Annotated in this window: 30 protein-coding genes and 2 pseudogenes; 19 read left to right on the top strand and 13 right to left on the bottom strand. The window is 69.8% G+C overall.

Annotation, left to right across the window (positions count from 1 at the left end; translation table 11 throughout):
* Positions 1–136 precede the first annotated feature (136 nt).
* Positions 137–319, bottom strand: a pseudogene (locus MKK88_RS25400) (transglutaminase-like cysteine peptidase); the annotation flags it as partial.
* Between the two features lies 1 nt (position 320).
* On the opposite strand from MKK88_RS25400, the pseudogene MKK88_RS25395 reads away from it, so the two are divergent.
* A pseudogene (locus MKK88_RS25395) lies at positions 321–449 on the top strand (transglutaminase); the annotation flags it as partial.
* A 142-nt stretch (positions 450–591) separates the two neighbouring features.
* Complete coding sequence (locus MKK88_RS25390) at positions 592–894, top strand: hypothetical protein (RefSeq protein WP_244004722.1); 303 nt, start codon at positions 592–594, stop codon at positions 892–894.
* A 163-nt stretch (positions 895–1,057) separates the two neighbouring features.
* On the opposite strand, the gene MKK88_RS25385 is transcribed toward MKK88_RS25390, so the two are convergent.
* From MKK88_RS25385 to MKK88_RS25370, 4 genes are read right to left on the bottom strand one after another with little or no spacing between them, the layout of a single operon-like run.
* Positions 1,058–1,552: a low molecular weight phosphatase family protein gene (locus MKK88_RS25385; protein ID WP_244004720.1), complete on the bottom strand. Its 495-nt coding sequence runs from the start codon at positions 1,550–1,552 to the stop codon at positions 1,058–1,060.
* Between the two features lie 23 nt (positions 1,553–1,575).
* Positions 1,576–2,058, bottom strand: coding sequence for a UPF0262 family protein (locus MKK88_RS25380; RefSeq protein ID WP_244004717.1), 483 nt, complete (start codon positions 2,056–2,058; stop codon positions 1,576–1,578).
* A gap of 10 nt (positions 2,059–2,068) precedes the next feature.
* On the bottom strand, positions 2,069–3,364 hold the full coding sequence (gene hisD / locus MKK88_RS25375; RefSeq protein ID WP_244004715.1) for a histidinol dehydrogenase: 1,296 nt from the start codon (positions 3,362–3,364) through the stop codon (positions 2,069–2,071).
* Positions 3,365–3,382: 18 nt separating this feature from the next.
* Positions 3,383–3,832, bottom strand: a complete 450-nt coding sequence (locus MKK88_RS25370; RefSeq protein ID WP_244004713.1) for a DUF2948 family protein — start codon at positions 3,830–3,832, stop codon at positions 3,383–3,385.
* A gap of 208 nt (positions 3,833–4,040) precedes the next feature.
* On the opposite strand from MKK88_RS25370, the gene MKK88_RS25365 reads away from it, so the two are divergent.
* The gene (locus MKK88_RS25365; RefSeq protein ID WP_244004712.1) at positions 4,041–4,427 is read left to right on the top strand and encodes a hypothetical protein; all 387 of its coding nucleotides are present in this window, start codon (positions 4,041–4,043) and stop codon (positions 4,425–4,427) included.
* A 4-nt stretch (positions 4,428–4,431) separates the two neighbouring features.
* Here the strand turns inward: MKK88_RS25365 and MKK88_RS25360 are convergent, their stop codons facing one another.
* Together MKK88_RS25360 and murA are read right to left on the bottom strand one after the other, a co-directional pair.
* Entirely contained in the window at positions 4,432–5,118 is a 687-nt protein-coding gene (locus tag MKK88_RS25360) for a type II toxin-antitoxin system HigB family toxin (protein ID WP_244004710.1), read from the bottom strand.
* Between the two features lie 225 nt (positions 5,119–5,343).
* Positions 5,344–6,633: a UDP-N-acetylglucosamine 1-carboxyvinyltransferase gene (gene murA, locus MKK88_RS25355; RefSeq protein WP_244004708.1), complete on the bottom strand. Its 1,290-nt coding sequence runs from the start codon at positions 6,631–6,633 to the stop codon at positions 5,344–5,346.
* 602 nt (positions 6,634–7,235) lie between these two features.
* Here murA and hemA point away from each other — a divergent pair.
* The 8 genes from hemA (at position 7,236) to MKK88_RS25310 (ending at position 14,149) form a co-directional block, all read left to right on the top strand.
* Positions 7,236–8,504 (top strand): 5-aminolevulinate synthase, encoded by a 1,269-nt coding sequence (gene hemA / locus MKK88_RS25345; RefSeq protein WP_244004730.1) that lies wholly within the window; start codon positions 7,236–7,238, stop codon positions 8,502–8,504.
* 315 nt (positions 8,505–8,819) lie between these two features.
* Positions 8,820–9,617, top strand: coding sequence for an inositol monophosphatase family protein (locus tag MKK88_RS25340; RefSeq protein WP_244004704.1), 798 nt, complete (start codon positions 8,820–8,822; stop codon positions 9,615–9,617).
* 123 nt (positions 9,618–9,740) lie between these two features.
* On the top strand, positions 9,741–10,286 hold the full coding sequence (locus MKK88_RS25335; protein WP_244004702.1) for an adenine phosphoribosyltransferase: 546 nt from the start codon (positions 9,741–9,743) through the stop codon (positions 10,284–10,286).
* Between the two features lie 168 nt (positions 10,287–10,454).
* Positions 10,455–10,589 (top strand): 50S ribosomal protein L34, encoded by a 135-nt coding sequence (rpmH, locus tag MKK88_RS25330; protein ID WP_039893469.1) that lies wholly within the window; start codon positions 10,455–10,457, stop codon positions 10,587–10,589.
* 61 nt (positions 10,590–10,650) lie between these two features.
* Positions 10,651–11,250, top strand: a complete 600-nt coding sequence (gene rnpA / locus MKK88_RS25325; RefSeq protein ID WP_244004700.1) for a ribonuclease P protein component — start codon at positions 10,651–10,653, stop codon at positions 11,248–11,250.
* Complete coding sequence (yidC, locus tag MKK88_RS25320; RefSeq protein WP_244004698.1) at positions 11,240–13,096, top strand: membrane protein insertase YidC; 1,857 nt, start codon at positions 11,240–11,242, stop codon at positions 13,094–13,096. Before rnpA ends, yidC begins: the two co-directional genes overlap by 11 nt.
* 13 nt (positions 13,097–13,109) lie before the next feature.
* On the top strand, positions 13,110–13,769 hold the full coding sequence (gene yihA / locus MKK88_RS25315; protein ID WP_409566705.1) for a ribosome biogenesis GTP-binding protein YihA/YsxC: 660 nt from the start codon (positions 13,110–13,112) through the stop codon (positions 13,767–13,769).
* Positions 13,766–14,149: a DUF423 domain-containing protein gene (locus tag MKK88_RS25310; RefSeq protein WP_244004696.1), complete on the top strand. Its 384-nt coding sequence runs from the start codon at positions 13,766–13,768 to the stop codon at positions 14,147–14,149. Before yihA ends, MKK88_RS25310 begins: the two co-directional genes overlap by 4 nt.
* 30 nt (positions 14,150–14,179) lie before the next feature.
* Here MKK88_RS25310 and MKK88_RS25305 read toward each other — a convergent pair whose 3' ends face one another.
* From MKK88_RS25305 to MKK88_RS25295, 3 genes are all read right to left on the bottom strand, one after another.
* Complete coding sequence (locus MKK88_RS25305; protein ID WP_244004694.1) at positions 14,180–14,866, bottom strand: metallophosphoesterase family protein; 687 nt, start codon at positions 14,864–14,866, stop codon at positions 14,180–14,182.
* Positions 14,867–14,978: 112 nt separating this feature from the next.
* Positions 14,979–15,626 carry an RraA family protein gene (locus tag MKK88_RS25300; protein ID WP_244004692.1) on the bottom strand — a complete coding sequence of 216 codons (648 nt, stop codon included), beginning with the start codon at positions 15,624–15,626 and terminating at the stop codon, positions 14,979–14,981.
* Between the two features lie 99 nt (positions 15,627–15,725).
* Positions 15,726–16,211, bottom strand: a complete 486-nt coding sequence (locus tag MKK88_RS25295; protein ID WP_244004690.1) for a pilus assembly protein N-terminal domain-containing protein — start codon at positions 16,209–16,211, stop codon at positions 15,726–15,728.
* Positions 16,212–16,529: 318 nt separating this feature from the next.
* Between MKK88_RS25295 and MKK88_RS25290 the strand changes: the two genes are divergently transcribed.
* The 3 genes from MKK88_RS25290 (at position 16,530) to MKK88_RS25280 (ending at position 18,276) form a co-directional block, all read left to right on the top strand.
* On the top strand, positions 16,530–16,694 hold the full coding sequence (locus MKK88_RS25290; RefSeq protein ID WP_244004688.1) for a Flp family type IVb pilin: 165 nt from the start codon (positions 16,530–16,532) through the stop codon (positions 16,692–16,694).
* A gap of 195 nt (positions 16,695–16,889) precedes the next feature.
* Positions 16,890–17,441, top strand: a complete 552-nt coding sequence (locus tag MKK88_RS25285) for a prepilin peptidase (protein ID WP_244004686.1) — start codon at positions 16,890–16,892, stop codon at positions 17,439–17,441.
* 103 nt (positions 17,442–17,544) lie between these two features.
* A complete protein-coding gene (locus MKK88_RS25280) occupies positions 17,545–18,276 on the top strand; it encodes a M48 family metallopeptidase (protein ID WP_244004684.1) in 732 nt (243 codons plus the stop codon).
* 33 nt (positions 18,277–18,309) lie between these two features.
* Here MKK88_RS25280 and MKK88_RS25275 read toward each other — a convergent pair whose 3' ends face one another.
* The gene (locus MKK88_RS25275; protein ID WP_244004726.1) at positions 18,310–18,684 is read right to left on the bottom strand and encodes a hypothetical protein; all 375 of its coding nucleotides are present in this window, start codon (positions 18,682–18,684) and stop codon (positions 18,310–18,312) included.
* Positions 18,685–18,868: 184 nt separating this feature from the next.
* Here MKK88_RS25275 and MKK88_RS25270 point away from each other — a divergent pair, with 184 nt between their 5' ends.
* Genes MKK88_RS25270 through MKK88_RS25255 form a run of 4 tightly spaced genes read left to right on the top strand, consistent with a single transcriptional unit; the run spans position 18,869 to position 23,691 of the window.
* Positions 18,869–19,414 carry an invasion associated locus B family protein gene (locus tag MKK88_RS25270; protein ID WP_409566704.1) on the top strand — a complete coding sequence of 182 codons (546 nt, stop codon included), beginning with the start codon at positions 18,869–18,871 and terminating at the stop codon, positions 19,412–19,414.
* Between the two features lie 23 nt (positions 19,415–19,437).
* Positions 19,438–20,091 (top strand): hypothetical protein, encoded by a 654-nt coding sequence (locus MKK88_RS25265; protein ID WP_244004682.1) that lies wholly within the window; start codon positions 19,438–19,440, stop codon positions 20,089–20,091.
* A gap of 58 nt (positions 20,092–20,149) precedes the next feature.
* Complete coding sequence (locus tag MKK88_RS25260) at positions 20,150–22,120, top strand: glycosyltransferase family 2 protein (protein ID WP_244004680.1); 1,971 nt, start codon at positions 20,150–20,152, stop codon at positions 22,118–22,120.
* Entirely contained in the window at positions 22,117–23,691 is a 1,575-nt protein-coding gene (locus MKK88_RS25255) for a glycosyltransferase (protein ID WP_244004678.1), read from the top strand. Before MKK88_RS25260 ends, MKK88_RS25255 begins: the two co-directional genes overlap by 4 nt.
* A gap of 6 nt (positions 23,692–23,697) precedes the next feature.
* On the opposite strand, the gene purC is transcribed toward MKK88_RS25255, so the two are convergent.
* Positions 23,698–24,492, bottom strand: coding sequence for a phosphoribosylaminoimidazolesuccinocarboxamide synthase (gene purC, locus MKK88_RS25250; protein WP_010684691.1), 795 nt, complete (start codon positions 24,490–24,492; stop codon positions 23,698–23,700).
* A 196-nt stretch (positions 24,493–24,688) separates the two neighbouring features.
* Positions 24,689–25,468, bottom strand: coding sequence for an endonuclease III (gene nth, locus MKK88_RS25245; protein WP_244004675.1), 780 nt, complete (start codon positions 25,466–25,468; stop codon positions 24,689–24,691).
* 20 nt (positions 25,469–25,488) lie between these two features.
* Here nth and MKK88_RS25240 point away from each other — a divergent pair, with 20 nt between their 5' ends.
* The gene (locus tag MKK88_RS25240) at positions 25,489–26,010 is read left to right on the top strand and encodes a DUF2244 domain-containing protein (protein WP_244004673.1); all 522 of its coding nucleotides are present in this window, start codon (positions 25,489–25,491) and stop codon (positions 26,008–26,010) included.
* The last annotated feature ends 412 nt before the right edge of the window (positions 26,011–26,422 follow it).

Below are 26,422 nucleotides of genomic sequence, written 5' to 3'. Positions count from 1 at the left end.
GGGTCGGGCTCGCGACATCGATCAGGCACTCCGTCCCGGGTCAGAGTGGCGCCGGCAGGGTTATCGTCCGGTTAACCCCCGACCTGGGTACACACTGAGGATTACGACGCGGCACCAGTCGACGGGGAATCTCCTGTCAGCGGTTCGCGGATGTGACGGGGGACGTGACTCCGCCGAGGGAGACCCAGGCGACCGCATCCTGGCTCCCGCGCCGTATGAACACGTAGCCGGCCTAGTGCCAGGGCAGACTCGCGTTGGGCTTGTTGTCGAACACCAGATCGCCCCGGTCGGTGATCAGGCTGAGCACCGCGTGGCCCTCGCACAAGACCAACGCGATCCTGCCCTGGCACAAGACCGGCTACGTGTTCATCAAGCGCGAGAGCCAGGATGCGGTCGCCTGGGTCTCCCTCGGCGGCGTCACGTCCCCCGTCACAACCGCGAACCGCTGACAGGAGATTCCCCGTCGACTGGTGCCGGGTCGTAATCCTCAGTGTGTACCCAGGTCGGGGGTTAACCGGACGCTAACCCTGCCGGCGCCACTCTGTCCCGGGACGGAGTGCCTGATCGATGTCGCGAGCCCGACCCGTATTGATGGTCCGAGTCGTTGCGGCCAGCTTGCTGATCGGCCTGTCCTGTCCGGCGCGGGCGGACGGCGAAACGGCGACGCGGCACGCTCTCTGGCGCGACTGTTTGGCCCGCACTTTCAGGATCCAGGCCGCGCTGACCGCACCCGACCTGGCGGCCGATGCTGCCTTCCAGGCCTGCCGGGCCCCCGAGGACGCTTATCTCGCTGCCTTGACCAGCTCCCCGCTCCTCGATCCCGACGATATAGCCCATGCGCGTCCGCTGCTGGCCGGTCGTATCCGCGCTTGGCTGATCGGCCGCCCCGGCTGACGCGGTCGCAACGGCGCCGACCGTCGGAGATTTTCTGATCGAACGATCCTCGATCCGCCTTCCGCGGACTATACGCCTTCCAAGGCCGTAGGGCGCATCCGGTTGAGGGATCTGAGCCGTATCGCGGCGATACCTGCGTCGCGCATCGGACCTCGATGCGTTCCTACGCCTTCAGCCGCGCCTTGATCCGCTGCGTGAGCCCGTCGCGGACATCCCGATAGGCGTCGAGGCGCTGCTCGCGGGAGGCCTCCTGCACCAGCGTCGGATCGGGGGTCGGCCAGTACTCGACATCCGCCGCGAGGGTATGGGTCAGGTCGAGGGCCCGGTGATGGGCCTCCGGCGAGAGGGTGATGATCAGGTCGAAGTTCAGGCCCTCCCAATCCTCCAATTCCTCGACCGTGCGCGGGCGATGCCGACTCGCATCGATCCCGATCTCGTCGAGGGCCGCGACCATGAAGGGATCGGTGGGCTCACCGGAGCGCACCCCGGCCGACTGCACGTAGGTGGACTTGCCGAAATAAGCGCGCGCGATCGCCTCCGCGGCCGCCGAGCGCACGGCGTTGTAATTGCACATGAACAGGACGGACTGGACCCGCCGCTTCTTCGGAGGGGGCTCGGGAAGGCTCGCGGGGGTTGTCTCAGGAAGGGGCTCCGCCATCGACGGTCGGCGCGGCAGGCGCCCTAGCCCTTCCAATGCAGGGCGAAGATCAGGGTGAACAGGCGGCGCGCCGTATCGTGGTCGAGGTCGACCTTGCCCTCGAGCCGCTGCTTCAGGGTTTCCGACGCCTCGTTGTGCAGACCGCGCCGGCCCATGTCGATCGCCTCGATCTGCGAGGGTGAAGCGGTGCGGATCGCGTTGTAGTAGCTCTCGCAGATCATCTCGTAGTCGAGGATCACCCGCCGGAACGGCGTCAGTGACAGGAGGTGCGTCATCACCGGCTCGCCGTCCAAGGTGCTAATCGCAAACGAGAGCTTGTTCTCCACGAGGCCCAGCGTCAGCGTGTAGGGACCCTCGCGGCCGGGGATGGTGAAGGAATTGTCCTCCAGGATGTCGAACAACGCGATCGCCCGCTCGTGCTCCTGATCGGGGTTGCCGCGGGCGATGGAGCCCTCGTCGAGGCTCACCTTCGCGAGGCGGTTCGGCCCGCGCTGCTTCTCCGCCATCCCCATCCCCTCACAGGTTCAACCGGATCGCGACGGAGCGGGCATGCCCCTCCAGGCCTTCTGACCGGCCGAGGTTTATGGCCGCCGGGCCGAGCGCCCGCAAGCTTTCCGGCGTGCAGGCGAGAATCGTGGTCCGCTTCATGAAATCGAGGACCCCGAGGCCGGAGGAGAACCGGGCCGAGCGGGCGGTGGGCAGGACGTGATTGGGGCCGCCGACGTAGTCGCCGATCGCCTCCGGCGTGTGCGATCCGAGGAAGATCGCGCCGGCATTGCGGACCTTCGCGGCCAGCGCCTCGGCGTCTTCGGTCTCGATCTCCAGATGCTCGGGGGCGAGCCGGTCGACGAGGGGCACCGCCTCGTCGAAGGTGCGCACCCGCACGATCGCCCCGTAATCGCGCCAGCTCGCCCGGGCGATCTCCTGGCGGGGGAGGGTGGTCAGCGCGCGCTCGACCGCCCCTTCGACCGCCTCTGCGAGACCGGCGCTGTCGGTGATCAGGATTGCCTGGGCGGCCACGTCGTGCTCGGCCTGGGCCAGGAGATCGGCGGCGATCCAGTCCGGGTTGGCGTGGTCGTCGGCCAGGATCAGCACCTCGGAGGGGCCGGCGATCATGTCGATGCCGACCTGCCCGAACACCCGTCGCTTGGCGGCCGCCACCCAGGCATTGCCGGGGCCGACGATCTTGGCGACCGGCGCGATGGTGGCGGTGCCGTAGGCCAGGGCCGCCACCGCCTGGGCGCCGCCGACCCGGTAGACCTCGTGGACGCCGGCGCGCTGCGCGGCGGCCAGCACCAGCGGGTTCATCTGGCCGTCCGGGGAGGGCACCACCATGACGACGCGCGGTACTCCGGCGACCCGGGCCGGGAGCGCGTTCATCAGCACCGAGGAGGGATAGCTCGCCGTTCCGCCCGGGACGTAGAGGCCGACCGATTCCAGAGCCGTCCAGCGCCAGCCGGCGGTGACCCCGAGCGCGTCGGTTGCCCGGTGATCCGTGGGTCGCTGGGCGCGGTGAAAGCCCTCGATCCGCTCGGCGGCGAGGTCCAGGGCGTCGAGAAGATCGCTCGGGCAGGCCTCGACGGCTGCGGCGATCTCCGCCTCGGTCACCCGGAGGGTCGCGGCGGTGAAGTCCGGGCCGAGCCGGTCGAAGCGCCGCGTGTAGTCCACCAGGGCATCATCGCCGCGGGCGACGACCTCGGCGATGATGCCGCGCACGGCCTCGTCCACGTCCTCGGCGATCTCACGCTTGACCGTGAGGAGCCGCGCGAAATCGGCGGCAAAATGCGGGTCGCTGCTGTCGAGCCGGACCATCGGATCTCTTCGCTCCTCTCAGGCCGCCGTACCGGGGACCGCGTCCGGCCGGTCCATGTCGTGGCCGGGCCGCGTGGCTGCCTCCCAGACCGGGCCGAGATCCTTCATCCGGACCTCGATGCACTCGACCTCCAGCCGCACCGCCGCACCGCCGGAGAAGACCAGATCGAGATGGCCGGAGGGCGCGTCCGTCGGCGTGAAGGTGAGGGCGAGCAGGCTCATGGGCATCCCGTCGTCGCGCTTGAGCTCCCGCGTCTTCACGGCGCGCACGCGCTCGACGTGCAGGCCGGCGAGCCGCCGCCGGGGCGGCACGTCGGGCGTCCAGTCGAAGCGCCGTGCGACCATCAGGAACCGCTGCTCGTCAGCGAGATAGGTCAGATCCTCCGGCCGTAGGATCGCGTCCTGAAGATGCGCGGAGATCACGGTCAGGTCCTCGGCGTCGAGGGCGGCGAGCCTGAGCAGCTCCATGAAGGGGTCCTCGGGGAACACGGCGTGCGCGGACGGCGGGGGCGCGCATGATGGGGGCGCGGCAGGGCGTAGGTAGCGGCACCACCCCGTTCGGGCAACGGCCGCAGCCGCGATCTCGGTCCGGCTGCGGCACAGGTTCGCGCCAGCCCGGGCGTGCAGGATCCCCCCGCCGACGATTCGAGGCAGGACCGGGATGGGAAAGCGCATCATGCACGCGGCCTTGGTGGCCCTGACGCTGAGCATCCCGCTCGCCGGCCCGGCGCGCGCGCAGAGGGGTCCTGACGCGAAGATCTACATGTACGGGGAGCCCGGGCCCGGCCGCTACGAGTACGGAGCGCCGAGACCGCGCCACCGGCCGCCGCCGCCGCCCGCGGACGACGACTGGAACTTGCCGCCGCCTCCGCCGCCCCCGCCCTACGACGCGTACGATCGGCCCCGGGACCGATGGCGGGGACCCGAGGCGCGCCGCCAGTGGGACGATGCCGTCTGCGTCACGTCCCGCGGCACCTGCGCGGCACCGGCCGGGCTGCCCAATACGCCGTGCGGCTGCGAGATCCCGGGCTTCGGTTACAAGCGCGGGCAGATCGGCGATTGAGCGCTCAGGCGGCGTCGCCTTCCAGGCGGTAGGGGGCCGCCAGCCGCGCGATCGGCAGGTTCCAGGCCGCGCTGATCGCCCGGATCGGGCCGAGGCTCAGCGCCCGCTTCCGGTTCAGGATCTCCGACGCCCGCGCTCGCGAGCCGAGCAGGCGGGCGAGTTCGCTCTGGGAACGGCCCATATCGGTGCTGGCGAAGTGCAGGATCTCGACCGGATCGACCGCCGGAATCGGGAAATGCTGCGCCTCGTAGGCTTCCACGAGGGTCGCGAGCACATCGAGCCTGTCGCCATCCGGGGTTCCTAGGGGGGCAAAGGCGCTCGATCTCCTGCAACGCGTTGCAGGAGATCTGCATCTGAGCGGATCGGCCTGATCTCCACGAACAGTCTCCTGGAACGGTGAGACGGTGAGGACATCCACGGCATCGTACTGTTGATGCGTGCCGAGAAATTTCACGAAGGCGATCTGCTCCTCGAAATCGAACGCTGCAATCAGGCGATACTGACCGCCCGCAATGTCGAAACGCACACGGTCACCGTTCAGGACCTTTGCTTTCGGAAAGGCGCCGTGAATGTCGGACCTGGTGCCGGGAGCCAAGATTTTGATCGTTCGATGCCATCGCAACCGTGCCGGCTGTGCCTGCGGATGGTGGACCGCAGAGTCGCGCAGGACACCGACTGCGATGACCCGCATGTTCCAAGCCGACCTTGTTTCCAAAATGGGAACACGGTGCGCCTGCGCGGCCCTGGAGGATGACGGATTGAGGAGCCGCTGCCGGGCGGGTTCGCCCCGCTCCAGGGCTGCTTCTCAATCTTCGTATCGTCCCGCGGCTGTGAAGCGGTTGCCCCGGCCCCGGGTTTGCCGCCGGAGCGCGATTTTGCTCCGGCCTTTTCCGAAGCGGCCTCCGGTCTGGTCGCCCTATGCCCGCACCCGCTCGATCTGCGCACCGCAGCGGCCGAGCTTGGCCTCCAGCGCCTCGAAGCCGCGGTCGAGGTGGTAGACCCGGTTGATCTGGGTCTCGCCCTCGGCGGCGAGCCCCGCGATCACCAGGGAGACCGAGGCGCGCAGGTCGGTCGCCATGACGGGGGCGCCCTTCAGCCGCTCGACGCCCTCCACCACGGCGAGGTCGCCGTCGAGGCGGATCTTGGCGCCGAGGCGGGCCAGTTCCTGCACGTGCATGAACCGGTTCTCGAAGATCGTCTCGCGGATATGCGACTGGCCCTTGGCGAGCGTCATCAGCGCCATGAACTGCGCCTGCAGGTCGGTGGGGAAGCCCGGGAACGGATCGGTGGTCACGTCGACCGCCGCGATGCCGGCGCCGTTGCGCCGGACCCGGATCCCGCCCTCGACCGATGTGATCTCGGCGCCCGTCGTGGACAGGACGTCGAGGGCCGCATGCAGCAATTCGGCCCGCGTATCCTGGAGCACCACGTCGCCGCCCGCCATCGCCACCGCCATGGCGTAGGTGCCGGTCTCGATCCGGTCGGGGAGCACCGCGTGGCGGGCGCCGCCGAGCCGGGCCACGCCCTCGATCTCGATGTGCGGCGTGCCGGCACCGCGGATCTTGGCGCCCATCTTGTTCAGGCACTCGGCGAGATCGACCACCTCCGGCTCCCGGGCGGCGTTCTCGATCACCGTGGTGCCGTAGGCGAGGGAGGCCGCCATCAGCGCCACGTGCGTGCCCCCCACGGTGACCTTCGGGAAGCTGATCTCGGCCCCGCGCAGCCCGTTCTTCGTCCGCGCGACCACATAGCCGGCGTCGATCTCGATCTCGGCCCCGAGCTTCTCCAGCGCCATGATCAGCAGGTCGACCGGCCGGGTGCCGATGGCGCAGCCGCCCGGCAGCGAGACCTTCGCCTCGCCGAACCGGGCGAGCAGCGGCGCGATCACCCAGAAGCTCGCCCGCATGGTCGAAACCAGGTCGTAGGGCGCGGTGGTGTCGATGACGTTGGAGGCGGTGAGCCGGATCGTCTGGCCGGTCTCGGTGGTCTGCCCCGGGCGCTTGCCCACCACCATGTGGTCGACGCCGTGATTGCCCAGGATCCGCGTCAATGCGGCGATGTCGGCGAGCCGCGGCACGTTGATCAGCTCCAGCGTCTCGCCGGTGAGCAGGCTCGCGATCATCAGCGGCAGCGCCGCGTTCTTGGCGCCCGAGATCGGGATGACCCCCTGGAGCGGCGTGCCGCCGGTGATGTGGATGCGGTCCATGCTGTGTCCTTCGGGCGGCGCGCCGTCGGCGCGCGGCCGTGATCCTCGTGGACGCCGCGGCGCCCAGGCTTGACCGTTCCTATAGCCGGGATTTGTCGGAATCAGGACCGCCCGAATCGGGCTCATTCCCGCGGGTCTGGTCCGCGTCGGGCGCCGGCTCCGACTCGGTACGGCCGCGGCCCTGGGCCTTCCGACGCCGCAGATTCTCCCGGAGCGCGGCCTTCAGGCGTGCCGCGCGCGCGTCTTTCGCGTCCGTCACCGCGCGACCCTTCGTCGCCGCAAGATCCGGTCGGGTCCGGCATCTGGACCGGCGCCAGTTCTCAAGGACGAGGGGCGGCGGCTCAAGGAACAGGCACCCTATTGAGGAAGACGGGATCGCTGCAACGCTAGCGCGTTCGGGCGGCCCGCTCAACAGATGCAGGGCAGCGATGCCGGAACCTTACCTTGAACCCGTTCCAGATCCGCGCGTATCTTCCGCCCCTCACGCGAAGGACTGACCGAGGCCGGACCTTGATCGCGGGACAGACGGCGCCGGAGGGTGCCGCCCGCGCGGCCGAACACGCGAAGGACGCTCAATGACCGTGACCCGGATGCCCAGCCCGATGCTCGCCCCCACGGGTTCGACGCGCGCCGGCTCCGGCTACGAGCGCTATTTCCGTGGTGCCCTCGACCAGCTCCATGGCGAGCGGCGCTATCGGGTCTTTGCCGATATCGAGCGTATCTCCGGCCGCTTCCCCACCGCCAAGTGGCGCCACCCCGACGGCAAGACCGCCGAGATCACCGTGTGGTGCTCCAACGACTACCTCGGCATGGGCCAGCACAAGGAGGTCGTGGCCGCCATGACCGAGACAGCCGCCCGCTGCGGCGTCGGTGCCGGCGGCACCCGCAACATCGCCGGCAACAACTCGCCGCTCGTCGATCTGGAGCACGAGCTCGCCGACCTGCACGGCAAGGAGGCGGGCCTCGTCTTCACCTCGGGCTACGTCTCGAACCAGGCCGGCATCTCGACCATCGCCAAGCTGATCCCGGACTGCCTGATCCTCTCGGACGCCTTCAACCACAACTCGATGATCGAGGGCGTGCGCCACTCCGGTTGCGAGAAGAAGATCTTTCGCCACAACGACCTCCAGCACTTGGAGGCGCTGCTGCGCGAGGCCGGCGACCGGCCGAAGCTGATCGTGTTCGAGTCGGTCTATTCCATGGACGGCGACGTGGCGCCGATCGGCGCGATCTGCGACCTCGCCGACCGCTACGGGGCGATGACCTACCTCGACGAGGTCCACGCGGTCGGCCTCTACGGTGCGCGTGGGGCCGGCATCGCCGAGCGCGACGGGGTGATGCACCGGGTCGACGTGATCGAGGGCACGCTGGCCAAGGGGTTCGGCTGCGTCGGCGGCTACATCACCGCCTCAACGGCGATCTGCGACGCGGTGCGCAGCTTCGCGCCGGGCTTCATCTTCACCACCGCGCTGCCCCCCGCTGTGGCGGCGGCGGCCCGGGCTTCGGTGCGCTACCTCAAGCGGTCGAGCACCGAGCGCGAGGCGCACCAGCGTCAGGCGGCGGCCACCAAGGCGGCGCTGGGCGCGGCGGGCCTGCCGGTTCTGGAGACCGAGACCCACATCGTGCCGGTGATGGTGGGCGATGCCGAGCTGTGCAAGGCGGCGGCGGATCATCTGCTTGAGCGCCACGGCATCTACATCCAGCCGATCAATTATCCGACCGTGCCGCGCGGCACCGAGCGCCTGCGGATCACGCCCTCGCCGTTCCACGACGCCGCGCATATCGAGCGCCTGGCTGCGGCCCTGACCGAGACCTGGGAAACGCTGGACCTGCCGCGGGCCGGGACGGTGTTCGTCGAGGCGGCGGAGTAGGGCGCACGGCGCTCTCCGCATTTCCCTCCCCCCTCTGCGGGGGAGGGGGGCCGCGAAGCGGGTCGAGAGAGGGGAGCGACGGTGCAGAAGAAGGCACTGCCCTTCCTGACGGTCGGCGCCCTTCCCTGAACCCACGCTCCCCTCTCCCGACCCCTGCTGACGCAGGGGCTACCCTGCCCCTCAGAGGGGGGAGGGAGAGATGCGGCGCCCGCGCGCCAAAGCTCGCACTCCTTCCATATCCCGCCCCCACCTCGTCTTTTCCGGCGCCGGCCTGTAACGACGGCGCCAACCCGTCCTCGCGAAAAGTCCCGAACGATGATCTCCTCACCCCTCATGACCGTGATGGTCGATGCCGTGCGCAAGGCCGCCCGGGGCCTGCGCCGCGACTTCGGTGAGGTCGAGAACCTCCAGGTCTCGCGCAAAGGCCCCGGCGACTTCGTTTCGGCCGCCGACCGCAAGGCCGAGGAGGTGGTGCGCGACGCCCTGATGAAGGCGCGCCCCGGCTACAGCCTCGTGCTGGAGGAGAACGGCCTCATCGAGGGCACCGACAAGAGCCACACGTGGCACGTCGATCCCCTCGACGGCACCTCGAACTTCCTGCACGGCGTGCCGCATTTCGCGGTCTCGGTCGGCCTGGAGCGCGAGGGCCAGATCGTGGCCGGCGTGATCTTCGATCCGATCAAGGACGAGCTGTTCGTCGCCGAGCGCGGCAAGGGCGCCTATCTCAACAACCGCCGCCTGCGCGTCTCCGGCCGTCAGGACATGGCCGATGCGCTGGTCGGCTACGGCACGCCCTATCTCGGCCGCGGCAGTCATCCGCGCCTGCTGCGAGAGCTCGGCGCCGTGATGGCGGTGGCGGGCGGCACCCGGCGGATGGGCTCGGCCGCCCTTGACATGGCCTATGTCGCCTGCGGACGGCTCGACGCCTACTGGGAGCGCGACCTCCAGACCTACGATTTCGCCGCCGGGGTGATCCTGGTGCGCGAGGCCGGCGGCTTCGTGAGTTCGGCGGACGGCGCGGCCGAGCCGCTGGCGCCCCGCTCGGTGGCCTGCGGCAACGAGGGGCTGCACCGGGAACTCGTCTCGATCCTCAAGAAGGTCCAGGCGGCCTGAGTCGTCGTTCGAGCATCATCGTCCTCCGAGAGCCGGTGACCACCTCTCGGGATAATGCATGAAACTGGTCAGGGCGCCGGGCTTCTGCTTTAAGCCCGCGGTTCCTCACGGAAGGCCGAACCCATGGAAGCCCGCCGCCACGTCGCGCTGAAGGAGTCGATCCGCTCGATTCCCGATTACCCGAAGCCCGGCATCATCTTCCGCGATATCACCACGCTCCTGAGCGACCCGCGCGCCTTCCGGCGGGCGGTGGACGCGCTGGTCCACCCCTATGCGGGCGGCCAGATCCAGCAGGTGGCGGGCATCGAGGCCCGAGGCTTCATCCTGGGCGGCGCGATCGCCCACCAGCTCTCCGCGGGCTTCGTACCGATCCGCAAGAAGGGCAAGCTGCCGCACACGACCGTCTCGATGGCCTACGCGCTGGAATACGGCACCGACGAGATCGAGATCCACGTCGATGCGGTGAAGCCCGGCGACAAGGTGCTGCTGGTCGACGATCTGATCGCCACGGGCGGCACCGCCACCGCGGCCGTGAACCTGCTGCAGAAGATCGGCGCCGAGATCGTGGCTGCCTGCTTCGTGATCGACCTCCCCGAGATCGGCGGGGCGCAACGCCTGCGCGACATGGGCGTGGAGGTCCGCACCCTCATGCAGTTCGAGGGTCATTGAGCCGCGCGAAACGTTGACTTCGCCGGACCCATCCGCCATAAGCCCGCCACTCGCGACGTGGCGCCCCGCATGGGCGCCCTTCGTGTTTGCAAACAACCAGGACGCGTGAAGGTCGGGTGCAGCATCAGCTGCCCGCGAGCGCGCCTCGACCTTTGAAGGCTCTGAGCCATGAAGAGAACCTACCAGCCGAGCAAGCTCGTCCGTAAGCGCCGCCACGGTTTTCGCGCGCGCATGGCCACCGCCGGTGGCCGCAAGGTGATCGCGCGCCGCCGCGCCCACGGCCGCAAGAAGCTGTCGGCCTAAGGCCGGAGAGCCCTTCGCGGCCATGCCGCGGGGACGGGGATTGGCCGGGATCGGACCATCGATGGCGACGATCGAACGGCTCAAGAAACGACCCGACTTCCTGGCGGCGGCCGAGGGTCGCCGCTTCCACACCGAGCGGATGAGCGCCCAGGGCCGACTCCGTCCGACGGACGGACCGCCCGGGCTGCGGCTCGGCTTCACCATCACGAAGCGGGTCGGCCACGCAACGGAGCGCAACCGCATCCGCCGCCGCCTGCGCGCCGCCGTGACCCTGATCGCGGCCGATCTCCCGGGCGACCTCGCGACCCTGCCGGCCGATATCGTGCTGATCGCCCGCCGTCCCGCGCTGAACGCACCCTTCGAGGCCCTCGCCGAGGATCTGCGCCGTGCGTTGCCCGCGGTGACGCGCCCGGCTGCCCCCCGGCCCCCCGGCCAGGGCCGCGGCAAGCGGTCCTCGAACAAGTCTGGCGACCGGCCTACCGGCACCACACCTCTTCTCTCTGAGGCGGGCCAGCCCGCACCGTCCGGCCAAGCCGACATCGGCGCGTCGTACGGGCGCGGCAGAGGTCCCCGAATCACAGGCGCGCGCGGGTCCGACGGGACCGGCGTCCGCCCTGACGTCACTCCGAACGCGTGCGGCGGTGTCCCTGATGGGCAATGACAAGACGAACATGTTCGTGGCCATCGGCCTGTCGCTGCTGGTGCTGCTCGGGTGGCAGTACTTCGTGGCCGGCCCGCGCATGGAGCAGCAACGGCTGATCGAGGCGCAGAACAAGGCCGCGCAGCAACAGCAGCAGCCCCCGGGTGTGACCCCGGACGGCGTGCCCTCGCCGTCCCCGAAGGAGGGCGGTCCGGCAGCCCCCGTTCCCGGCACGCTGCCGACGCCGCAGGGCGGCCCGGTCTCCCGCGAGGCGGCGCTCGCCCGCTCGCCGCGCATCCGGATCGACACCCCGGCGATCTCGGGCTCGGTCGCCCTGAAGGGCGGCCGCGTCGACGACGTGTCGCTGAAGAACTACCACGAGACCGTCGACCCCAAGAGCCCCGAGATCGTGCTGCTCTCGCCGGCCGGGAGCGAGACTCCCTACTACGCCGAGTTCGGCTGGGTCGGCGCCAATGCCGGGCCGCTGCCGACCAACGACACCCTCTGGACCAGCGACGGCAAGACGCTGTCCCCCGGCAGCCCCGCGACCCTGACCTGGGACAACGGCGCCGGCCTCGTCTTCAAGCGGATCATCGCGGTCGACGACAAGTACATGTTCACGATCCGCGACGAGGTCGAGAACAAGGGTTCGGGGGCGATCACGCTCTACCCGTACAGCCTCGTCTCCCGCTGGGGTAAGCCGCACACCCAGGGCTATTACGTCCTGCACGAGGGCATGATCGGCTATCTCGGCAACGACGGCCTGCAGGAACTCACCTACGACAAGCTCGCCAAGGAGGGCGCCTACGGCGGTGCCAACACCAAGGGCAAGGCCTGGACCGGCGTGACCGGCGGCTTCGTCGGCATCACCGACAAGTACTGGGCGGCCGCCGCGATCCCCGATCAGGACACACCCTATACCGGCGCCTTCACCGACCGGACCGACGGCACCACCAACGTCTACCAGGCGAGCGTGCGCGGCGATGCCGTGAACCTCGCGGCCGGCGCCACCGCCACCGCGACGCAGCGGCTGTTCGCGGGTGCCAAGGAAGTCAACGTCATCAACGGCTACGAGAAGGACCTCGGCATCAAGCACTTCGATCTGATGATCGACTGGGGCTGGTTCTTCTTCATCACCAAGCCGATGTTCCGGGCGCTGGACTTCTTCTACCACCTGTTCGGCAATTTCGGCGTGTCGATCCTGGTGGTGACCTTCTGCCTGAAGCTGCTGTTCCTGCCGATCGCGAACCGGTCCTATGTCTCCATGGCCAAGATGAAGGCCGTGCAGCCGGAGATGGCCGCCATCCGCGAGCGGTACAAGGACGACCGCATGAAGCAGCAGCAGGCCACGATGGAGCTGTACAAGAAGGAGAAGATCAATCCGGTCGCCGGCTGCTGGCCGGTGCTGATCCAGATCCCGGTCTTCTTCGCGCTCTATAAGGTGCTGTTCATCACCATCGAGATGCGCCACGCGCCGTTCTTCGGCTGGATCCACGACCTCGCGGCGCCGGATCCGACGAGCATCGTCAACCTGTTCGGCCTCCTGCCCTTCCCGGCGCCCGACTTCGTCCATCTGGGCGTCTGGCCGCTGATCATGGGCGTGACCATGTTCGTGCAGATGAAGATGAACCCCGCGCCGCCGGACCCGGTCCAGGCGCAGATCTTCACCTTCATGCCGATCGTGTTCACCTTCATGCTGGGCTCGTTCCCCGCCGGCCTCGTGATCTACTGGGCCTGGAACAACACCCTGTCGGTGACGCAGCAATACATCATCATGCGCCGCAACGGCGTGAAGGTGGAGCTGTGGGACAACCTGCGGAACACGTTCCGGCGCGGGGGCACCAAGGCGGCCACCACCAAGGGCTGACGGGCGAGACGCCGTGCAAGAGATCGAGACCACCGACGACGCGGCCGACCTCACCGAGGCCGGCCGCCTTCTCTTTGCCGGCGCCGCCGACTTCTACGCGGCCGCCCAGACCCTCGACCGGCTGCCGCCCATGGAGGGCGTCGAGATCGCCTTCGCGGGCCGCTCGAATGTCGGCAAGTCGAGCTTGATCAACGCGCTGACCGGCCGCAACACCCTGGCGCGGACCTCGCACACGCCGGGGCGGACCCAGCAGCTCAATTTCTTCCGGATCGGCGAGCGCCTGTCGCTGGTCGATATGCCGGGCTACGGCTACGCCGCCGTCGAGAAGGCCAAGGTCGAGGCCTGGACCCGGCTGATCCATTCCTACCTGAAAGGTCGCTCGAGCCTCGCCCGGGTGTTCATGCTGATCGACGCGCGCCACGGCTTCAAGTCGATCGACACCGACGTGCTCGACGGCCTCGACAAGGCGGCGGTGAGCTATCAGGTCGTGCTGACCAAGGGCGATTCGCTCAAGAAGAGCGAAGTGGCCAGCCGCATTGCCGGGATCGAAGCCGGCCTCGCCAAGCGCCCGGCCGCCTTTCCGCAGGTGATCCTCACCTCGAGCCGGGACGATTCCGGCGTGCCGGAGCTGCGGGCGGCGATCGCCAAGCTGCTGGTGGAGCGCGGCGCGTGAGGTTTTCAGGGGTCGACCGCACGCTTGCGGCGCTGGCCTGTCTCGCTGGCCTCCTGGGCGTTGCGCTCAGCGCCGCTGCCGCGCACATTCCCGGGGCGGATTCCCTCAAGACGGCGGCGCAGTTCCTGCTGTTCCACGCCCCCGCGATCCTCGCTCTGATCGGTTTCGGCGCCGCCGGCCTGGCGCGGCCGGCTCTCGCCCGTGCCGCGGCGGGGCTGCTGGTGCTCGGCTTGGTCCTGTTCTGCGGCGACCTCGCGGTGCGGACGTGGCTCCAGCATGCACTTTTCCCGATGGCGGCACCTACAGGTGGCTTCGCCCTGATGGGCGGCTGGCTCGTGGGGATGCTCTGCGCGCTGGTGCCGGGGCGACACAGGGCCTGAAGGCCGTCTGGGCGCGTCAAGGACGGCGGCTCAAGCCGTGACTGACGCCGCTTTCACTTGCAGGAGGGCCACTGCCGGCCCCTGCATCTCGGAAAAGACCCCGGCGGTCAGCGCCCCGCCATAGACCGCTCCGGTGTCGAGGTTCGTCCGGAACCGGCGCTGCTCCGGGCGTCCGTTGCGCTGGGGCGTGTGGCCGTGGACCACGTGCCGGCCGAAATCGTGGTCGCCCTCCAGGAACGGCTCGCGGATCCAGAGCCGGTTGTGATCGTCCGGATCCGGGATCTCGGCCCCTGGCCGGAACCCGGCGTGGACGTACCAGTGTGCCGCGTCCCCGTGCAGGGTCGGCAACGCCTCGATCCAGTCGAGGGTGTCACGCGGCAGGTCGGCGGCCTCGTGGGCGCCGAACGAAGCGAGCGTCGCGTCGCCGCCGTTGTAGAGCCAGCGCTCGGCGGCCTGCGGCGTGTGGAGCGCGTCGAGCAGCATGCGCTCGTGATTGCCCATGAGGCAGGTGACGCGGTCCGGCTCGGCCCAGGCGAGGCGGCTGATGGTATGCAGCACCCCCGCGCTGTCCGGGCCGCGGTCGATGTAGTCGCCCAGGAAGACGAGCCTGTGGGCGCGGTCTCCGGCGTGGTCGGCGATGCGTTCCAGCAAGGCGTCGAGGAGGGGGGCGCAGCCGTGGACGTCGCCGATGGCGTAGGTGAGGGGTCCGGAATTCATGGGGGCATCGTCCACCGGGCCGGCCCGGGCCGCAAGGCCGGGCCGGGCGCCATTCCGCCATCGCGCGCCGGACCGCGATCAGCGCGTCCGGGCCGACCCGGCGCGTGTCGCCTCAGCCGTTCGGACCCCGCGCATAGCGTCCGTCGTAGCGGCCTGACCGGATCAGGGCCAAGACCTCCGCCTCTCTCTCGGCCTGCGCACGCACCGCCTCACGCAGGTACGGGACGATCGCGGGCGGGACGGTGACGACGCCGTCCGCATCGCCCACAACCACGTCGCCCGGGTTCACCGTCCAGCCGCCGATGCTGACCGGCAGGTTGGTCGCGCCGGGTCCCGTCTTGAACGGGCCGCGCGGCGTCGCGGCGCGGGCATAGCAGGGGAAATCCGATGTCGCGAAGGCTTCGGTATCCCGCACCGCGCCGTCGATCACGAAGCCGGCGATCCCGCGGCTCTCGGCGATGGCCTTCATGATGTCGCCGACCAGGGCACGGCTCGTGTCCCCACCGCCATCAACCACGATCACGTCCCCGCGGCGGGCCGCCTCGAGCGCCTGGTGGATGGCGAGATTGTCGCCCGCCCGGACCTGCACGGTGAAGGCCGTCCCGATCAGCTGCCCGCCCCGGTGGAAGGGGCGCAGCCCCGACAGGACCGGCATGCGGTCCAGGCAATCGCTGATCGTCGCCGTGGCGACGCCCCGGAACGCATTGAGCAGGTCGGGATCGACGGCAAGCGGCAGCGGGTGGTGCGTAACGGCTGTCATCGGCCCGGATCTTTCCCTGACTTGTGCCTGCCGGAACCCTCTGGGACCGGCGACGCGGTAGGGGGATCCTGCCTCAAGACGGGCGCGGTGTCGCCGCCCTCAGCGCTCGGCTCCCGGCGCCGCGCCGCTCGTGGCGAGCTTGCGACGGGCATCGGCCTGACCGCTCGCCGCCCCGAAATAGCTCGCCGAGTCGCCGAGCTGCACCGCGGGCTGGCAATTCGGCGTGCAGGACAGCGACTCCCGGTCGAGTCCGCGCTGGACCGTGATGGTCGAGTCGCGCGACGCCTCCACGCGGATCATGGTCTCGGCGATCATCGAGCCGGCATTGTCGAGGGCGATCAGATTGGTCGAGCCGAAGCTCTTGCCCGTCAGCACGAGGACGCCGTTCTTCTGCGGCGTGACTTCCGCGATGATCGGATTTCCGACGATGACGGTCGATGTCTTCTCCGGCAGCCGGATCACCTTGGCGTTATCGACCAGCACGGTGACCACTGGCAGCGGTTCGGCCTGGCCGGCCGCGGCTGCGGCGCCCATCAGCAGGAGGATAAGGCTGGCTCGGCCCGCATGGGACAGGGTGCGGTGCATCGAAGTGGCTCGCGTGGAGGCGGTCGGTGGACGGGGCCCCGCCCGATGCCTCTGGATAAGTCACACGGGTGAAGGAAGCGCTAAGCAAACCCAAGTCGGTGAGCTGGCACGCGATGCCGGGATCCGCCACCGACCGCCGAAACCGAACCTTCACCACGCTGGTGGCCGCCCGGACTTTTGGTGCGACCAAAATCGAGTTTAACCGATTTTCAAGGCGAAATCGGCAGTTTGTGCGAGCCGCCGATCGAGATCTGAAAATTCTTCGTCGGTCATCGCGTAAGTTTTGGTCGCACTGAATTGATCGAAGGATCATCCTCCATGAAGAGCCTGTTCACGCGTTTTGCCTCCGACGAGTCCGGCGCTACCGCCATTGAGTACGGCATGATCGCCGCCCTGATCGCGGTCGCCATCATCGCCGCCCTCAAGACCGTCGGCACCAACCTGACCAACAAGTTCACCCAGATCTCCGGCAACCTGAACTGATCGGCCCTCGACGGACACGATCTGCGGCAGGTCCGAGACGCCCCCGCCGTGCCTCAGCCGGCGGGGGCGTTCTCGACCGGCCGCCGCGCCCGTAGCGGGCGCGGAGATGGCTTCCGGGGGTCGGGTGGTCCCGACCCCATGCAAGTCCCGGCCCCGTGCAATTCCCGGCAATCGGCATCGTAGGTTGGCCCCGAGATGATCGGTGCAGGCATCGCAAGCTCTCAGATGGCGAGTCTCGGCCTCGCGGGTTTCGGCCTGCTCGTGCTGTTCCCGTTCCTGATGGCCTACGCCGCAGCGAGCGACCTGCTGACCATGCTGATCCCGAACCGGATCTCGCTGGCTCTGGTCGCCGGTTTCGCCCTGCTCGCGGTGGCAGGCCCGATGAGCTGGACCGAAATCGGCTTCCACCTGGGTGCCGGCGTCGCGATTCTCGGTGTGACGTTCACGCTGTTCGCCTTCGGCATCATCGGCGGCGGTGACGCCAAGCTGGCGGCGGCGACCGCGCTGTGGCTCGGCTTCGACGGCCTGGGCGATTACCTCCTGGTCGCCTCACTCCTCGGCGGTGCCCTGACCCTCGCTATTCTCTTCGCACGCGCCCATCCGCTGCCGCTGCGCGTTGCGCGCATGCCGTTCGCCCTGCATCTGCACGACGCCAAGACCGGCATTCCCTACGGCATCGCCCTGGCCGCCGCCGCCCTGCTGGTCCTCCCCGAAACCGAGGTCTGGAGCCGGGCGCTCAGCGGCTGAGGAATTTGCCCTGGCGTCGCATTGCGGGCCGGCATCGCGGGACGGCATCGATTCCAGGTTCCGGGATCTGGAGCCCCGGGGCCGGTCCCGCTAGAAACCGGTCATGCCCCTCGCGCTGCTGCGACGTCCCGATCCAGACCACCTCGAGGTCCAGCACGAGGGCGCGCGCTTCCGCATCGCGCTCCGCCGCCGCCCGACCGCGCGCCGCATCACCCTTCGGGTTTCGACCGCCACGGGCGAGGTGGTGATCACGCTTCCGAGCCGGACGGCCGTGAACACGGCGCAGCGTTTCGCCACGAGCCATGCGGGCTGGATCGCCGCGCGCCTCGCCCGCCTGCCCGAGCGCGTGGCGTTCGCGCCGGGCGCGAGCCTGCCGCTGCGGGGCGAGCCACACCGTGTCGATCTACGCGGCACGCGGGGCGGCGTGCGCGTCGCGCCCGAAGCCGGCGAGCCCGTGATCGCGGTCGGCTGCGATCCTGCCCATGTGGCGCGACGGATCCGCGATTTCCTCACCCGGGAGGCCCGGCACGACCTTGCGGAGGCGGTCGAGCGCTACGCGCCGCGCCTCGGGCAGCGGCCGGTCCGCATGACCCTGCGCGACACCCGCAGCCGCTGGGGCTCCTGCACGGCGCGCGGCGAGCTGAACTTCTCGTGGCGCCTGATCCTGGCTCCGCCGATGGTGCTGGATTACCTCGTCGCCCACGAGATGGCGCACTTGCGCGAGATGAACCACTCGCCCCGGTTCTGGACGCTGCTGCACGACCTCTGCCCGAACGTGGACGCCGCCGAGGCGTGGCTCAAGCGCAACGGCGCCAGCTTGCACCGCTACGGCTGAGCGCGCCAGCCCTTCGCGCGCGGTCCTTGGAACTCAGCCCTTGGAGCGGAGCACGTGCTCGCGGGCGACGGCATCGGCCGGCCAGGTCGGCCGCGGATCGACTTCGCCGGGATTGAGGGTGCGCGGGGCGACGCCGTCGCAGATCTCGCGCTGGCGGATGATCACCGGGTTGCCGAAGGCGTCGCGCCGCCGGACCAGCCCGCCGTCATGGCAGTAGCCGGCAATCGCCGCCTGTCCCTCGCGGCGGCCGTAGGGATTCACCGCCACGGGCGGATGCTCGATCACCAGCGTATCGGTGTGGTTCAGCGAGCGCTCGATATAGGTGGTCTCGCCGACCGGCAGGCTCTGAGCCCCGGCCTGCGTGAGGGCGGCCATCAGGCAGGCGGCCGAAAGGGCGAGCGGGCGCATCACGGCGACTGAATCCGGCACTTGAGGACTGACCAGGACTTATCTAGGCCGCATCGGCCCGTCCGGATAGCGCCGTCGTGCAACACGGCGGCCGGATCGCTTGACAGCGCGGGGCCGGCCATGGTCCGAACACGCCCGATTGTACGGCTCCCGCCCCCGTGGCCGGAGCGTTCCGAAGGGATCGGTGGTGCCGCTTCACGCGAGGCTCGTTCGATTTCGGCGCGCGGTCCGGCGCGCCGCGCTGCCGGTCTTCCTCGCCCTCATCGCGGTGGCGCTCGCCCCCGCAGGGCCTGCCATGGCTCAGGGCATGGTGCGCAAGACCTTCGATGATTGGCAATTGCGCTGCGAGACGCCGGCTGGCGCCAAGGCCGAGCAATGCGCCCTGGTGCAGTATCTCGCCGCCGAGGACCGGCCGAACCTGACCCTGGTGGTCATCGTCCTGAAGACCGCGGACAACCGCGGCTACCTGCTGCGGGTGGTGGCGCCCCTGGGCGTGCTCCTGCCCTCGGGCCTCGGCCTGAAGATCGACCAGACTGATATCGGCCGGGCCGGGTTCGTCCGCTGCCTCACCACCGGCTGCGTCGCCGAAGTGGTGATGGATGATGGCCTGATCCGGCAGTTCAAGAGCGGCACGCAGGCGACCTTCATCGTGTTCCAGACACCCGAGGAGGGCGTCGGCATCCCGCTCTCGATGAAGGGTTTTGCGGCCGGGTTCGACAGCCTGAAATGACGGGGCCTTTCGGGAGCCGTGCGATGATCGGAAGTCGAGACGTATTCCGGAAGGCGCGCCGGCCTGCGGCGGCGGTTCTGGTCGTTGCCGCCGGGCTTGCCGCGGCGCCGGCCCGGGCTGAGGACGGCAACGTCTTCTCGAACCTGTTTAAGTTCGGCGGCACCACGGTCCCGCCGTCGCAATCCGAGAGCCTCGATCCGCCCTACTGCCCGCCCGTGGAGGTCGCCGAGGGCGCCGCCGCCTCGCGCACCATGGCGGGGGCGAATGTGCGCACCCAGTTCTCCCTCGGCCGTCTGGCGCGCGAATGCACGCGCCTCCCGGATGGCTCGATCACCGTCAAGGTCGGGGTCGAGGTGAATGTCCTGCTTGGGCCGGCCGGGGCGCCGGGCCGGTTCGACGTGCCGGTCACGTTCCAGATCCGGCATGACGGCAAGGTGATCACGAGCCGCATCGAGCGCGCCGGCGTCATCGTCGGGTCCGGTGAGGCACAGGGTTTCGCCACCATCGTGGCCGACGCGCTGCCGGTCCCCGCCGCGATGACCGCGGATTACGATATCGCGGTCGGCGTCGGCGCGGTGGGCAAGGGTGCGGCCGGTAAGAGTGCCGCGAAACCGCGCCGCCGGAAGCCGGCAGTCGCCGAGGCGCCCCCGGGCGGAGGCGACGACGCTGCCCAGTGACGCCGCGGCGCGCCGCGTCGATCCGGGTTCATCGTCCGCGCATCGCGAGCGCCCCTGGTTGGGTCGCGCGACCCGCTTCCGCCTGGAACCGGCGGACGATCCCGCCTTCGACCGCCGCCTCGTCCTCCCGGATCATCCGACCGGCTGGATCGTGCTGAGCTACCGGGACGGCACCGTGGTGGCCCCACGCCGTCCGATCCTGCGCATCCTGCGTGGTCCCGACGAGGCGCCACAGGACTTCGTGCTGCCGGGAGCATCCCTGGGGGCCGCACACTGGCTCGGCCTGATCCCGCCGGATGCGCGGGAGATCCGCCTTTGTGCCGGTCCGGCTTTCAGTCTGGAGCGGGTCGGGGCCCGGCGGGAGGTCGGCGTTCTGATGCAATGTCTCCTGCGGCGGCCCTGGCGCTTCGTCGGGGCGCTGTACGAGCGGGCCCGCGGCTCGGAACGCCGCTATCGCGATACGCTGCGCGGCACCTGCGCGGTGACGCCCCTGGCACGGTTCGACGGCTGGGCCGCCGGGCGGACCGGGCCGGTGCCCATTGCGCCCACGCGCTTGCGGATCGGCTGCCTCGTCCTCGCGCGTCCCGGCGAGACGGCGCTCCTGGCCGCAACTCTGGACGCCCTGGCGGCGCAGACGCATCGCCCCGAGGCGATCTGCGTCACCTGGGACGGCGTGCCGCCCGCCACACCGGATACGCGCGCGATCCATCGAAGCTGGGACGAGCAGGCCGGCCCGGAGGATCTCGTCGCCGACACCGAGGCCCTGTGCCTTCTGCGGCTCGGCGACATACCGGAGCCCGATGCCCTGGCGCTCCTGGCACAGGCGCTCCAGGGCGCCGATCTCGCCTACGGCGACGCCATCGGGCCGGATGGCAGACCGCGCCTGAAGCCCGACTGGAGCCCGGACCTCGCTCTGGCGACGGGCTATCCGGGCCGTCCCCTGCTCGCGTCGCGACCCTTCCTCGCGGCGTCCCTGCCGACGCCCCTGGGCCCGATGGCGCAGATGGAGCTGGCGCTGGAGATCGCCGCCGTCTCGGCACGGGCGCGGGTTGCCCATGTTGCGCGTCCCCTCGCGCGCGTTGCGGCCGATCCCCTCGACCCGTCCTCTCGGGCGCCGGCGCTCAACACCCGCCTGAAGGCCCCCGATGCCCCGGCCGCCGCGCTCCGGAACGGCGCCGTCCGGCTGCTCTGGCCGCTGCCCGACCCCGCGCCGATGGTCAGCGTCGTGATCCCCTCGCGCGACCGGCTCGACCTGATCACCCGGGTCTGCCGCGGCGTCCTGCACGAGACCGCCTACGCGCCGCTCGAGCTGATCATCGTCGACAACGGCTCGACCGATCCCGCGGTGCTGGCCCATTACGAGACCCTGCGCCGGGACCCGCGCGTGCGCATCCGGATCGACCCGCAGCCCTTCAACTTCGCCGCCATGGTCAATGACGGCGTCGCCCTGGCATCGGGCAGCGTGGTCGTGCTGCTCAACAACGACGTGGCGGTGCTGGAATCCGGCTGGCTGGAGGCGATGGTCCGGCAGGCCTGCCGGCCCGAGGTCGGCGCCGTGGGTGCCAAGCTCCTCTACGGAGACGGCACCCTTCAGCATGCCGGTGTCGTGGTCGGGCTCGGCGGGCGCGCGGGCCACATCCTGCGCCGCCGCCCCGGGGACATACCGGGCCATCTCGGACGCCTGCACGTGGCCCATGAGGTCGCTGCGGTGACCGCCGCCTGTCTCGCCGTGTCGCGCGAGAAGTACGAAGCGGTGCGCGGCTTCGACGCCAAGTCCTTCCCGGTCGATTTCAACGACGTCGATTTCTGCCTGCGCCTCCGCGCGGCCGGCTGGAAGAGCGTCTGGACCCCGGACGCGACCCTCGCCCACCTCGAATCCGTGAGCCGCGGCCCTTCAATCGGCCCCGAGCGTGCCCGGTTCGAGCGGGAGGCCGCGCGCTTCTCCGAGCGTTGGCGCGCCGTGATCCGGCACGACCCGTTCTATCATCCCGCCCTGTCGCTTACGACCTTCGGCGAGGATCTGGAATGACGCCCCGTCGATCCCGGCCGGGGCTCGTCGCCGCGGCGTGCCGGATTTTGAGCCATCCCCGTGAGGCCGGCGCGATTCTCTGGGCGCGCCTGACCGGCAAGCGCCTGCGCGCCCGGCAGAGGCGCGCGGCGCTGCTGGGCATCGATCACCGGCTCGCCCTCTCGAGGCGGATTCTCGACCGCTTCCCGCCGACTTCGGAGGAACTGGATCACGACATCCGCCTGATCGGGGACGGCGAACGCGTGGCCGATGCGCCCGCGCGTATCGCTGCAGCCTTCGCGGCCGATCCGAGCCTGCAGGCCCTCTACGGCGACGCCCTCCTGCAGGAGCGGCCGGACGGCCCCGTCTTGCCGCTCCTGCCGCCGGTCTTCGATGCTGACCGGCTCGTGGCCTTCGATTACCTCGGCCCCGTCCTGGCCTTCCGGCGCACCGCCCTCGATCCGGGTTGCGATCCCGTGAGCCCGGCCGATGCCGCGTTCCGCATCGCCGAGCGGCACGGCTCCTGGGCCATCGGCCACCTGCCGGAGATCCTGTCGATCCGACGCGCGGGGGCTTCCGGCGCCGCGACGCCGAGAGGGGAGGGGGGGCAGATCCATCACCGCGTGGTGGAGGCGCATCTCGATCGGACGGGCCGCTCGGGCGCACGCATCGTCGCCGCGCCGGATGGTCTCCTGCGCGTGGAGGATCCGCTCCCCGATCCGCGACCGCTCGCCAGCCTGATCGTGCCGACCCGCGACCGCCTCGATCTGCTCCGCCCCTGCCTCGACAGCCTGCGGACCGTTACCGATTGGCCGACCATCGAGATCCTGGTCTGCGACAATGACAGCCGCGAGCCGGAGACGCTGACCTACCTGATCGACTTCGAACGCGAGGGGAGGGGGCATGTCGTGCCCTGTCCCGGGCCGTTCAACTTCGCCGCCATGAACAACGCCGCCGCCGCCCGCGCCCGGGGCCGGCTGCTGGTCTTCGTCAACAACGACGTCGAGGCGTTCCGGCCCGACTGGCTGTCCCTCATGGCCCGCCAGGCCCTGCGCCCGGATGTCGGTGCGGTCGGCGCCAAGCTCCTCGACGGCGAGGGCCGGATCCAGCATGGCGGCATCGTGCTCGGCACCGGCGGGCTGGTCACCCACGGACACCGCCACTTCCCGGGCGATGCGCCCGGCTACGGCGCAGCCTTGGCGGTGACTCACGCGGTCTCGGCCGTCACGGCCGCCTGCCTGGTCGTCGAGGCGTGTAAATTCCGGGCGGTCGGCGGCTTCGACGACGCGGCCTTCGCGGTCGACTTCAACGACGTTGATCTCTGCCTGCGCCTCGATGCGGCCGGCTACCGCACGCTGCTGGTCCCGGAGGCGGTGCTCCATCACCGCGAGGCGGCGAGCCGCCGCTGGACCCCGGAGGCCCGCGCCCGGCACGCGCGCGAGATCGCCGCCCTCACAACACGATGGGGGCCGCTGCTGGTGCAGGACCCCCATTATCACCCGGGCTTCGACCCGGACCTCTCGACCCATGCGCGGCTGCGCAGAGGGTTCCCGGCGGTCGGGGCAGCGTCGGTCCGCCGCCCGTCGGCCTGAGCGTGCTTACTGAACGAGCCGCGGCCCGCCGCCCTGCACCTTCTCGTTCTCCGACATGATGCCGAGCCGCTTGGCGACCTCGGTATAGGCCTCGATCAGGCCACCGAGATCCTTGCGGAACCGGTCCTTATCGAGCTTGTCGGAGGACTTGATGTCCCAGAGCCGGCACGAATCGGGGGAGATCTCGTCGGCGACGACGATGCGCATCATGTCGCCTTCCCAGAGCCGGCCGGTCTCCATCTTGAAGTCGACGAGCCGGATGCCGACCCCGAGGAAGAGGCCCGACAGGAAGTCGTTGACGCGGATCGCCAGCGCCATGATGTCGTCGATCTCCTGGGGCGTCGCCCAGCCGAAGGCCGTGATGTGCTCCTCGGAGACCATCGGATCGTTCAGCGCGTCGTTCTTGTAGTAGAACTCGATGATCGAGCGCGGCAGCTGGGTGCCTTCCTCCAGGCCCAGCCGCGTGGCGAGCGAGCCGGCCGCCACGTTGCGCACCACCACCTCGAGCGGGATGATCTCGACCTCGCGGATCAGCTGCTCGCGCATGTTGAGCCGACGGATGAAGTGCGTCGGCACGCCGATGTCGTTGAGGTGCTGGAAGACGAATTCCGAGATCCGGTTGTTCAGCACGCCCTTGCCGTCGATGACCTCGTGCTTCTTCGCGTTGAAGGCCGTCGCGTCATCCTTGAAGTGCTGGATGAGCGTGCCGGGCTCGGGCCCCTCGTAGAGGACCTTCGCCTTGCCCTCGTAGATGCGACGGCGGCGGTTCATAGGCGTGTACCGTGGTTTGAGGAAGTCCATGGGCCGAGGCTCCTGATGCGCGACGATGGGGAGGATCCGCGGCGCGGCGACCGGACGCGAGGTCGGGCAGCCGGACGGCCTCTGCCCGAGGGCCCCGGCGACCGGCCGCCAAACTAGCCGAACCGGGCTTCCAGCACAACGCGTTAGCCCGCAGAGGGGGATTGCGGAGGGCGCCCTGCACGTGCCCCGGCCGCCATCACGCCGTCGTCTTGGACGGGTATCGGCAGAGATCCGCGATGCGACAGCGCGGGCATTCGGGCTTGCGCGCCTTGCAGGTGTAGCGGCCGTGCAGGATCAGCCAGTGATGGGCGTGCAGGCGGTAGGGCTCCGGCACGATCGCCTCCAGCCCGGCCTGAACCTTGTCGGTGGTGGTGCCGATGAAGAGTGGGATCCGGTTCGAGACCCTGAAGATATGGGTGTCGACTGCGATTCGCGGAACCCCGAAGGCGATGTTCAGCACGACACTCGCCGTCTTGGCGCCGACGCCGGGCAGCACCTGAAGCGCCTCCAGGCTGGCCGGCACGGCGCCGCCATGCTGCTCCACGAGGATGCGCGAGAGCGCCACCACGTTCTTCGCCTTGGTGTTGAACAGGCCGATGGTGCGGACGAAGTCGCGGACCCGCTCCTCGCCGAGCGCCAGCATTGTCTCCGGCGTGTCGGCCACCGCGAAGAGCGGGCCGGTGGCGAGGTTGACGCCCCGGTCGGTCGCCTGGGCCGAGAGCACCACCGCGACGAGAAGGGTGAACGGGTTGACGTAGTGCAGCTCGCCCTTCGGTTCGGGCTCGGCCTCCTGGAACCGGCGGAAGATCTCGGCGAGGGTTGCCGAGTCGACGGCTTCAGGGGCCGCATCCGCATGGGCGGTCAGGGCAGGCCGGATCGAACCGGCGAGCCGACCGGTGGCGGCGTTCTCGCCCCGCCTGGCCGCCCCGCGCGCGGCGCGATCCGTCACGGGACTGGGTGTCTTTCTGGCGGGCATGGGCGCGTTATATGGATCGCATGGCGAGCGGCAATCCTTCCGTCCATCCCTATGGCCTCGATCCCGATTCGATGGATCGGCCCGTCTTCGCGGCGACGATCCGGCCGCACCAGTCGCTGAGCCGGCTCGGTTTCCGCGTGGTGATGACCGGCTGCTGCGCGGTCTCGCTCACGGTCTCGGTCTGGGCGTGGCGGATGGGATTCTGGCCGGTCGCCGGCTTCTTCGGCCTCGACATGCTGGCGATCTACGCGGCTCTAAAGGTGAGCGTTCGGCGCGGGCGCTCCTTCGAGGAGGTGATGATCTCGCAGATCGAGATCCTGCTCGCCCGGGTCAGCCACCGAGGCGAGCGGCGCGAGTGGCGGTTCAATCCGCTCTGGACGAAGATCGAGATGGTGGAGGACGACGAGTACGGGCTTCAGCGCCTGACCCTGGTGTCGCGCCGGCAGCAGGCACTCGTGGCCCGGGATGCCGGGCCCGACGAGCGGGCGCGGGTCGCACAGGGTCTGAGCGCGGCGCTGGCGCAGGTGAAGAAGGGCTACTGACACCGGGAACTGGACCCGCGATCTCAAAGGCCCTGTCCCGCCTTGCAGGGGCATCGCCAGCGCCCGCGACAGGGTGCGGCGAAAAAAATGCCCCGATACGGAACCGGGCTGTTGACGGGCCCGGGCCGTCTGCGTATACCCCGGTGCATCGGCGCCGGCCGCGGAAGTGGACCGGGCGCTGAGCCATCTTCTGACAAGCGGCGGGACTGACCGGCGAAGTAGCCGGGCGGTACTCTGTTTGCCTCTGATGAGCCTCGGGTGGCTGAGGTGTTCTTTGACAAGTTGGAATTGAGGAAGGGAGACGCGGGCGGCGTTTGTCCTTGCGGCCAGGCCTTAGGGTCTGGCGTGAGTAGACTTGTGCCGATCTTGTGTTCTTCTTTCTGAGCTCACCGACGGGTGTTTGGCGCTGTGA

Origin of the sequence: Methylobacterium sp. E-005, assembly GCF_022829725.1 — a bacterium.
In the GTDB taxonomy this organism is placed as follows: domain Bacteria; phylum Pseudomonadota; class Alphaproteobacteria; order Rhizobiales; family Beijerinckiaceae; genus Methylobacterium.
The sequence above is the reverse complement of the archived record's forward strand: the minus strand, read 5'-3'. Positions and strand labels throughout refer to the sequence as shown.